Origin of the sequence: Gordonia jacobaea (genome assembly GCF_001186365.1) — a bacterium.
GTDB classification, from domain to species: domain Bacteria; phylum Actinomycetota; class Actinomycetes; order Mycobacteriales; family Mycobacteriaceae; genus Gordonia; species Gordonia jacobaea.
The window spans coordinates 1-8,746 of the sequence record NZ_LDTZ01000030.1 but is presented as its reverse complement, the minus strand read 5'-3'; the positions used below and the strand labels follow the sequence as shown (position 1 = coordinate 8,746).

The window sequence follows — 8,746 nt, the reverse complement described above, 5'->3', positions numbered from 1 at the left end:
GCTAACCGCCGCTCCGGGGTGGAACGGCTTTGCGTGATTGTTGACCACAACCACTGCCGAAACTCATCGCCAAGCTACCGTTCGAGTTCCACGAGCCGCCACCGAGCATCCCGCCCTCGACGACGTTCGCTACGGCCTCTACTTCGTGCCATTCCGTGCTATCGTGTAGCACATGAGTGTGCCGCGCGAGGTAAGCCAACGCGACCTCCGCATGCGTTCCAAAGAGATCATGGACGCGGTGGAGTCCGGTGATTCCTTTACGGTGACCCGCGACGGCCGTGGGATAGGAGAACTCGTCCCCCTACGTCGACGACGCAGCTTTGTTTCCCGCACAGAGTTCGCCCGCGGCTCGGTGTCGGCTCCATTGATTGATGTGGAGAAGTTCCGGTCTGATCAGGACCGCGTATATGACGAAACGTTGAGCGACCCGTATGCCTGACGAAGTACGGCGGGGGCTACTCGACACCAACATCTTGATTCTTCGCCACGCAATCGAGCCTGCGGAACTGCCGGACGAGATGGCAATTAGTGCGATCACCCTGGCTGAGCTCTCCGCAGGCGTACACCTGGTAACTGGCGACGACCCACAGGCCTCCGACGAACGCGCACGCCGCGCGGATGTTCTCCAGCGCGTCGAGAACGAGTTCGACCCCTTACCGTTCGGCACTGATGCTGCTCGCGCATTCGGCCGCGTCAGCGCCGCGGTCCACGCTCGCGGAAGAACGCCGCGGAGACGACTGGCGGACCTCATGATCGCATCTGTTTCGACCGCAGCCGGGCTTCCCCTCTACACCACCAACCCCAACGACTTCGAAGGCTTGGACGGCATTGTTCGCGTCATACCCGTGAGTCGCCCCTGAGCTGAGAGCTGACCTCAGCTCGAGTCTCTCATCGACAGGGTCCAGACAAGATGCAACAACCGAATATGCAGGGTTACCGGTAACCCACCTCGTGCATCATCAGATCGATCGACGGCTCCTTTCGTCCTGACTGCCCTGCTCACACCCCGCTTCCGGCGGTACCCTCCCTCCACGGCGCTGGGACACCCCCACAGCCAGTCGTGAGTCCGGAGTTACCGCGATGATGTCAGACGACGAGACCTTCGAGGCCATTGCCGATGAACGACGCTCGCTCGCAAACACATTGGAAACACTGACACCGGCTCAGTGGGATCACGCGACGCTATGTGGCGAGTGGACCGTCCGCGATGTCGCAGCACATCTCGTGGCACCACTGGTGATTCCGATCTGGCGATTCGGTGTTCTCATGCTTCGCGCCCGCGGCAATTTCGACGAGGCCAACAAAATGATGACCGACATGGTGGTACGCCAGCACGGCACTGAGCTGGTCTCACTCCTCCGTGCCCGCGCCGACAAGCGTTTCACGCCGCCTGGCCGGGGTCCCGCTGCTCCCCTGACCGACGTCGTCGTGCATGCGCTCGATATCTGTCGCCCCTTGAAAATTGCACGCAGTTCGCCCGACGATCGTCGCGTCGTCGTTCTCGATTACGTCACCGGTCTCCGCGGGCGCGATGCGTTCGCACATTCCGCTGCTGCGGTGCGATGGGAAGCCACTGATATCGACTGGAGTCACGGCGACGGACCGACCGTGCGCGGGACGGCGGATACGCTGATGCTCGCTATCACCGGACGACGTGGTGTCGTCGACGAGTTGTCCGGTGACGGCGTGCGTCTTCTGCGCGATTAGCGCGTCGATCAGCACACCGACGTCGATCAGCTCACACATCTCAGGGCTACTACAGTTGACCCCACATGCCACACCTCGACGCAGCAAGCACCGTGATGCTGATCATCAGCATCACACTCGGCGTGGCCGCATCCGCCTGCGCACTCGCCGCCGCCTACGTCTACCTTCGCGAAAACCCGAAGCGCGACAACATCGCTCGCGATCATCTTGCTCGACGCTGGCTCATCGCCACCGCCATTCTCGGGTTCGCAGTTGTCCTGATGCGTTTCGTTTGGCTGCTGGTACGGTAGTTCCGCGAAATCGTCGGCGAAGTAACACAATCGATGCGTCAGCGAAGCGACCGGCTCATCTGCTGGAGGGCCCGCAACAGCGACGCCTGTTCGACGTCGCTGAGGCCTGAGAGCATCCGCTCCTCCACCGAACGCACTGCCGCAGAAGCCTTCTCGAGCTTACGACGCCCACGGGGCGTGAGCCGTGCAGGGAGCACTCTGCCCACGGGCGCGGCGTCGGGTCGGCTGACGAAGCCATCTCGTTCCAGCGCTTGCAGCAAGACGTTCATCGCTTGGCGTGTCACGAAGGTACCGCGAGCCAGTTCGGAGTTCGACAAGCCAGGGCGCTGCGCAAGCAACTCAAGACACGAGTATTGGGTAACGCTCATACCGAGCGGCCGGAGAACGTCCTCCATCGCCGCGCGGAGCGCACTAGCCACCTCCTTGAGGGCATACCCCACGGAGGTCTCTAGTTCGACGGTCTCTGGTTCGACGCCGCTTCCGTCTTGACTCATGTCAACATACTGACATACATTCTCCTATGTCAGTTTATTGACACTCGATTCCGGAGGAAAACATGCCCGTCAGCGGCCCCGACTTCATCTCCCTACAAACACGCAACCTCGAAGCCTCCCAGGCGTTCTACGAGAAGTACCTTGGCTTGGTCCGCTCCCCGGCCGGGCCACCGCACGCGGTCGTGTTCGACACCAAGCCGATCGCCTTCGCCCTGCGAGATCTGATTCCCGGCACCGACCTCGACACCGTCACTCAACCCGGCATCGGCGCAGCAATCTGGCTGCACGCCACCGGCGTGCAGGAGATCCACGATGCTCTCGTCGCAGACGGGTACACGATCGTGTCAGAGCCCATCGACGGCCCATTCGGACGGACATTCGCATTCGCCGACCCCGACGGCTATCACATCACCCTTCACGATCGCGCCTGAACCGCGCCCGCCTCGTGCTGTCTGCTCGCCGATGCGAAAGTCACTGCGGCAACGACGAATCGCTCGCGGTCGGCCGGCGACGCACCCAGTGCGTCGAACCACGGCATCAAGTTCGGATTCGCGGCGCGTCTAATGGCAGACCGTTCAACACTCACATCACATGCGGGCGCGTAGCCGAGTCCCGGTACAGCGACCGTAGGTGCGAAGTTGCGCCACCCGCCGACGAAAAGCGGAACGTACGGCGCGACCTTGCGACGTATCGCCTCCTGTACCGCGCTGAACACGTTGCTGATCCGGTATGCGAATGACAGGGAATTGTGCTCGGTCACGCTCTCGTCGTCGCTACATAGAGTGGTACCCAACCGTTTCCAGTCAATGGCCACACCGGAGCGTCGTTCGTCGCGAGCCGTTGCCTCAGATGCCATCCACAGCAACGATTTGTCGGAGTAGTAGCAATTCTCGTACCCTCCCCCGACGTCGCTGTGCACGCCGTCGAACCAGACCTGGCTGATGTCGGAGTGCCGACCTCCCCAGAGGCACGGCGCGAAGACTCGTCGACGCTCGGCGATCGCCAGCGCTTGCCTGGCGGTCTTCACCATCGGCGAGAGCGTCACGTCGTGGAACTTGTACTTCGCGCGCGCGATTCCCGGAACACCCAGGGCGCCAACAGTGTCGAACACCCCGAGGAATTCGATGCGTACCTCGCCACGCCGGTGGGCGTGCCTATCGATGGCCGCAAGCGCGCGCTCGTGCGCGGGATCGGCGGGAGGAGTCCCTGTGGAGCTTTTCGCGCGCGGTCTGTTGCGGTAGAGGTCCATCGCTGTGGGAAGCTGTCCCTCCGCGACCCCCATCGGGGTGAGCAGTCCGACATGCGCAATCATGCCGCACAGACTCCTGGCCGTGTATGCGCCGCGGCTGAATCCGAACACAAAGATGCGGTCGCCAGGTTCGTAGTTCAGCGCGAGGAATCGATAGCAGTCGACGATCGCGTCGTCGAGGCCCACGCCGAATGCGCCGGCAACGATACGTTCTATCCAACTGCCTGTTGACCCGACGCCGCGCGCGTAATGCACGATCTGGGTCTCGCCGTCGAAGCCGCGGGGTGCAATCGAACGCGCGATCTTCTCGACGTTCGAGACGTAGCGATCGTCGGAGTTCTTCCACGTCCCGTCGCAGCACACCACGAGATTCTTGGTCATGGTGTCGACGCTAAGGCACTACCTATGCGCCCACACGGGTAGCACGGTACGCGTTTGCGTTCCGGTCAGCCGATCAAGCCTGCGTAGTCGGGCCGGATCGACGCCGATGAGAAAGAAGACGGAACCCGATTCATCGAGGACCGGATGTGTCCGCTATCCCTCATAACGTCGCCGTTGTCAGATCAACCCGCCACCCAGGAGCACCTGATGACGACAGCACCGCTTGAGTCCGCCGACGACAATGTCGTCGACCTCTCCCTTGTCACCACCCGACGTTCGCCTGAATCATCGCCTGACGCAACGCCTTCCGGTTCCACGCCAGGTATTGCGGGCAAGGCACGAACAATCGCGCTGATCTGCTTGCTCGCGGCGTCGTTCATGGAGCTCATGGACGCAACCGTCGTCAACGTCGCGCTACGCACGATGCAGGTCGACCTCGGCGCGTCCGCAGTGAGTCTGCAGTGGATCGTCGCGGGCTATCCACTCACCTACGCCGTTGGCCTGATCCTCGGCGCACGGCTCGGCGACAACTTCGGCCGACGGAAACTCTTCGTCGCCGGTCTTGCCGCGTTCGGACTCGCTTCTCTGGCATGCGGACTCGCGACCGGTCCCACCGAACTCGTCGTCTTCCGCCTCATCCAAGGAGTGGCAGCAGCGCTGATGGTGCCGCAGGTGCTCAGCAACATTCAGGTGCTGTATCCACCGGCCGAGCGCGGGAAGGCGATGGGAATGTTCACGTCCGTGATCGGTCTGGCGGCCGTCACCGGCCCCATCCTGGGTGCCGTGATCACCGACGGCGATTGGTTCGGCTTGTCGTGGCGACCGGTCTTCCTGATCAATGTGCCGCTGGCCGTGCTCGCCATCGCGGCCGCGATCGCCTTCATTCCCGAGTCGCGCTCGGCGATCAAGACACCCATCACGGCTGGTGCGGCACTGCTCCTCGGCGGATCGCTGGCGGCGATCATGCTTCCGATCACACTCGGACCTGAGAATGATTGGCCGGCTTGGGGATTCATCGTGATGGTCGTTGGTATCGCTGGGCTCGGGTTGTTTGGCGTCCGACAGGTGCGTTCGGCTCGACGCGGCATCGAACCCATGGTCCCGCCGGCATTGTTCGCCACTCGGTCATTCTCGATCGGGCTCGCGGCATTCACCGCGCTGATGGTGCCCACGGGCGGCTACTTCCTGGTCCAGTCACTGCACGTCCAGCTAGCGCTCGGATGGTCGGTACTTCACGCGGGTCTCATGTGGATTCCGTTCTCGCTGGCAGTACCGATCTCGGCGGGTCTCGCCGCAACAGTGCTCGTCGCACGATTCGGTAAGCGAGTTCTACAGGTCGGCGGTGCCGTGTTCATCGTCGGAATGCTGCTGATGGGCTTTGCCGAGCAATCGGCGCATCCGGCGCTGTGGTTTGCCGCAGCGCTGACCGTGGCGGGGCTCGGCTTCGGCGGAATCGTCGGCTCGGCCGGCCTTCTGGTGCTCAACGACGTTCCGGTGCGCCTCGCAGGTGCGGCGTCAGGCGTCTTCAACACCGCCCAGGCACTCGCGGTGGCATTCGGCGCCGCGGTCGTCGGGACTGTGTATACGTCGGTCGGAGAATCCTCGGGTCTCGAATCCGCCTACCGTGCTTCGCTGGTCGTCATGATCGGGTTCGTTGTGGTGGGCGGCCTGATCGCTCAGGCGTTGCGCACATCGACCACGACATCCGAAGCAACCGACCTCGAACCAGCGGTAGCGTAGCCCGCTACTCGCTTCATTGTTCGGACGACGGGGGCCTGCACCAGCAGGCTCCCGTCGCTGCCGTCGGCACGTGGTTGCCAACCAACTCTCGGCCGACGTACCCAGGACCGATGAGTTCCGACGCTGCTCGCAGTCACAACCTCCGAGAAACCGAGCGTCGACCCAGAGGGACACGAAATGGCCATCGAGATGTTGTTTCTACACGGAGCAGGCGGCTTTCACGACGATCAGCCATTGGCCGCCGCGCTGGCAAGTGAACTCGGCGCACATTTCTCGATTCCGGAGCTACCCGACGAGGACATGTCTGTAGCGGCATGGACGTCGGCGATCCGCCCACACGTCGACGAGCTGACTGCATCCGACGTACTTGTGGCCCACTCGTTCGGTGCGTCGATGCTGCTCGCGCTGTTGAGCACCATGCCGACGCCTCCGCCCCGTGCATTCCTGCTGGCGATGCCGAACTGGGGCGATAACGGCTGGGCGGTCGCCGACTACGACTTCACCGGCGCGGAACCGACAACCGCGCTCACCCTGCATCACTGCGAGGACGACGACGTCGTGCCCGTCAGCCACGTGGCACTCAACCAGCGGCTCCTGCCGTCAGCAGACGTTCACCGCTACGAACTAGGTGGACATCAGTTCGACGGGTGCGCCTCGCTTGTCGCCGAAGACATTCGCGCGCACAGTTGACGCCCATGACCCGACCGGCCATCGCTCAGCGCAGTTTGGCGCCGTACACCCGCGTCACAGTCAGCTTGAGCAGCACGCGCCGATCGCTGACCATCACCTCGCGGTACTCGGCCCAGTCCGGATGCTCCCCCGCACCCAGGCGGTAGTAGTCGACCAACGCGTCGACTTCGGGGCCGTCAGGATCGCTCGACGGACCTATCAGTTCGGCGGTGCCCTCCGCCGTGGCCCATGTAAAGCCGTCGGCGCTGGTGTATTCGATGGCGGCGCGTGGATCTCGGCGGAGGTTGACGGTCTTCGCACGTCCGTCGGTCATGGATACATAGATCGTGTCGGACTCACGGTCGTACACCGAAGTGACTGGTGAGAGTTGAGGAAGTCCGTTCGCCTTGATCGTGGCGAGGATGGCGATCGACGTGTCGGCGATCAGGTCACGGGGGTCGTACTGCTCGTCAGTCATGGTTGTGGCAACCGTCACCAAGCCGGGGGCATTCCCGCGCGGCGTCGACGCACCACTACCCTCTGCAGGTGACTTTCTCGACCTGGGCGGCGCTGCTGACCGCGTGCGTGCTGATCAGCTTCACCCCGGGAGCCGGCGCGATCAACACGATGAGCAACGCCATGAATGTCGGATTCCGACGCGCATTCTGGGGTGTGCTCGGTCAACAGGTCGCGCTCCTCATCCAACTGCTCATCGTTGCCGCGGGACTCGGCGTGATCATCTCCCGATCTCACACAGCGTTCGAGGTCATCAGGTACACCGGCGCGGCGTACCTCATCTACCTCGGAATCCGACAGTTCTTCCGACGCCCCGACATGTCCGACGAGGCAAACGTCGCAGTCCGGAACGAATCGGCCGCGTCGATGTTCGTACGAGGACTTTGGGTCAACCTGCTGAACCCGAAGGCGATCGTGTTTCTGCTCGCGTTCATCCCCGGATTCGTTCGCCCCAGCGATCCTCAGCTGATCCAGTATGTGGTCATCGGAGTGACGATGGTGGTCGTCGACATACTCGTGATGTGGTTCTTCTTTGCCCTGATAGCACGGGGATTCGCACGCGTCACGCGGACCGAACAGGGCCAACGTCGCCTCAACCGTGTGTTCGGTGTTCTCTTCGTCGCCGTCGGCGTCATGCTCGCTGTTGTGTGACCATGTTCGAAGGCCAGGGGCTCGAAGGCCTCACGGTTGCAAGCAGTACCAGCGCCCACTGGAGGACTCACGATGTCATCGCCCGAGCTCGACGACCGCGCACGCGTCGACAGCCTCCTCGACGCGCAGACCAAAGCCGAACAACTCTTCGACGAGGTGGAGGGGCGCGGCATGATCCGGGCGGGAATCGGTGAGCGCGCGCTCTCCGACGAGATCCGTGATCTGGCCGCCGAGATGTTCGGCGTCACGCGTCACTGGCACAAACGAATCGTCCGCGCCGGAGAGAACACCCTGGAGACTTTCCGGGCCAACCCGCCGGACCGGATCATCGCCGACGACGACATCCTGTTCCTCGACTTCGGCCCGATCTTCGAAGAATGGGAAGCCGACTTCGGCCGCACCTTCGTTCTGGGCGACGACGAACTCAAGCGACGTCTCGCCGACGACCTGCCCCGAATCTGGGATGCCGGCCGCGCCTACTTTCGCGCACACCCCGAGATCACCGGAGCCGAACTGTTCGACCACGTCGTCGAACTCAGCGAGCAGGCAGGCTGGCATTTCGGCGGCGAGATCGCCGGCCACCTCGTCGGCGAGTTCCCGCACGAGAAGATCTCCGGGGACGAGATCGAGAGCTATGTCGCGCCAGGGTCCTCGGGTCCCATGCGCCGCCTGGATCCGTCTGGGCGGGTGTGTCATTGGATTCTCGAGGTGCATCTCGTCGAGCCCGACCGTCGATTCGGTGGCTTCTACGAGGAACTCCTCGACCTTCCGTGAGCAAAGATTGTGTGTGCGGGGAATGAGACTACTTCCCCACTGCCGGTGACCTTTTGCGCGCTGTATTCCCTGCAGGGGTTTGCGGCGTATCCACCGCCTCTCGACGGTATTCACCATGTCCGGTGCCGTGTCGTGGCACCACGCGTATCGACGACCGCTTCTCCACCGCTGTCACGTCGAAGAGAGACTGGCCTGTCTCTCCGCTACCGCTACTGGCGCGTGAACGTCACTCGGGCCGTGCGGGCTCGAATGTCGCCCTGATTCGTCGTGCGACG

At 63.0% G+C, this 8,746-nt stretch carries 12 protein-coding genes; 9 read left to right on the top strand and 3 right to left on the bottom strand.

Going from position 1 to position 8,746, the window contains the following annotated elements; translation table 11 throughout:
* Positions 1–172: 172 nt before the first annotated feature.
* The 4 genes from ABW18_RS21960 to ABW18_RS21945 all read left to right on the top strand — a co-directional run bounded on the left by ABW18_RS21960 (position 173) and on the right by ABW18_RS21945 (position 1,997).
* On the top strand, positions 173–439 hold the full coding sequence (locus ABW18_RS21960) for a type II toxin-antitoxin system Phd/YefM family antitoxin (protein WP_005206757.1): 267 nt from the start codon (positions 173–175) through the stop codon (positions 437–439).
* A complete protein-coding gene (locus ABW18_RS21955; protein WP_049701063.1) occupies positions 432–860 on the top strand; it encodes a type II toxin-antitoxin system VapC family toxin in 429 nt (142 codons plus the stop codon). Before ABW18_RS21960 ends, ABW18_RS21955 begins: the two co-directional genes overlap by 8 nt.
* Before the next feature lie 220 nt (positions 861–1,080).
* Positions 1,081–1,707, top strand: coding sequence for a maleylpyruvate isomerase family mycothiol-dependent enzyme (locus tag ABW18_RS21950; RefSeq protein ID WP_083444508.1), 627 nt, complete (start codon positions 1,081–1,083; stop codon positions 1,705–1,707).
* 65 nt (positions 1,708–1,772) lie between these two features.
* Entirely contained in the window at positions 1,773–1,997 is a 225-nt protein-coding gene (locus ABW18_RS21945) for a hypothetical protein (protein ID WP_235434493.1), read from the top strand.
* 38 nt (positions 1,998–2,035) lie between these two features.
* Here the strand turns inward: ABW18_RS21945 and ABW18_RS21940 are convergent, their stop codons facing one another.
* Positions 2,036–2,491: a MarR family winged helix-turn-helix transcriptional regulator gene (locus tag ABW18_RS21940; RefSeq protein WP_049701062.1), complete on the bottom strand. Its 456-nt coding sequence runs from the start codon at positions 2,489–2,491 to the stop codon at positions 2,036–2,038.
* 62 nt (positions 2,492–2,553) lie between these two features.
* Here ABW18_RS21940 and ABW18_RS21935 point away from each other — a divergent pair, with 62 nt between their 5' ends.
* A complete protein-coding gene (locus ABW18_RS21935; protein WP_049701061.1) occupies positions 2,554–2,922 on the top strand; it encodes a VOC family protein in 369 nt (122 codons plus the stop codon).
* On the opposite strand, the gene ABW18_RS21930 is transcribed toward ABW18_RS21935, so the two are convergent.
* Positions 2,907–4,121: a DUF2235 domain-containing protein gene (locus ABW18_RS21930; RefSeq protein WP_083444507.1), complete on the bottom strand. Its 1,215-nt coding sequence runs from the start codon at positions 4,119–4,121 to the stop codon at positions 2,907–2,909. The genes ABW18_RS21935 and ABW18_RS21930 overlap by 16 nt on opposite strands.
* A 207-nt stretch (positions 4,122–4,328) precedes the next feature.
* Here ABW18_RS21930 and ABW18_RS21925 point away from each other — a divergent pair, with 207 nt between their 5' ends.
* On the top strand, positions 4,329–5,861 hold the full coding sequence (locus ABW18_RS21925) for an MFS transporter (protein ID WP_200903304.1): 1,533 nt from the start codon (positions 4,329–4,331) through the stop codon (positions 5,859–5,861).
* A 177-nt stretch (positions 5,862–6,038) separates the two neighbouring features.
* A complete protein-coding gene (locus ABW18_RS21920) occupies positions 6,039–6,551 on the top strand; it encodes an RBBP9/YdeN family alpha/beta hydrolase (RefSeq protein WP_049701060.1) in 513 nt (170 codons plus the stop codon).
* A gap of 25 nt (positions 6,552–6,576) precedes the next feature.
* On the opposite strand, the gene ABW18_RS21915 is transcribed toward ABW18_RS21920, so the two are convergent.
* Positions 6,577–7,008: a PPOX class F420-dependent oxidoreductase gene (locus ABW18_RS21915; protein WP_049701064.1), complete on the bottom strand. Its 432-nt coding sequence runs from the start codon at positions 7,006–7,008 to the stop codon at positions 6,577–6,579.
* A 68-nt stretch (positions 7,009–7,076) separates the two neighbouring features.
* On the opposite strand from ABW18_RS21915, the gene ABW18_RS21910 reads away from it, so the two are divergent.
* Complete coding sequence (locus tag ABW18_RS21910) at positions 7,077–7,697, top strand: LysE family transporter (RefSeq protein WP_049701059.1); 621 nt, start codon at positions 7,077–7,079, stop codon at positions 7,695–7,697.
* Between the two features lie 72 nt (positions 7,698–7,769).
* Entirely contained in the window at positions 7,770–8,471 is a 702-nt protein-coding gene (locus ABW18_RS21905; RefSeq protein ID WP_049701058.1) for a M24 family metallopeptidase, read from the top strand.
* Positions 8,472–8,746 lie beyond the last annotated feature (275 nt).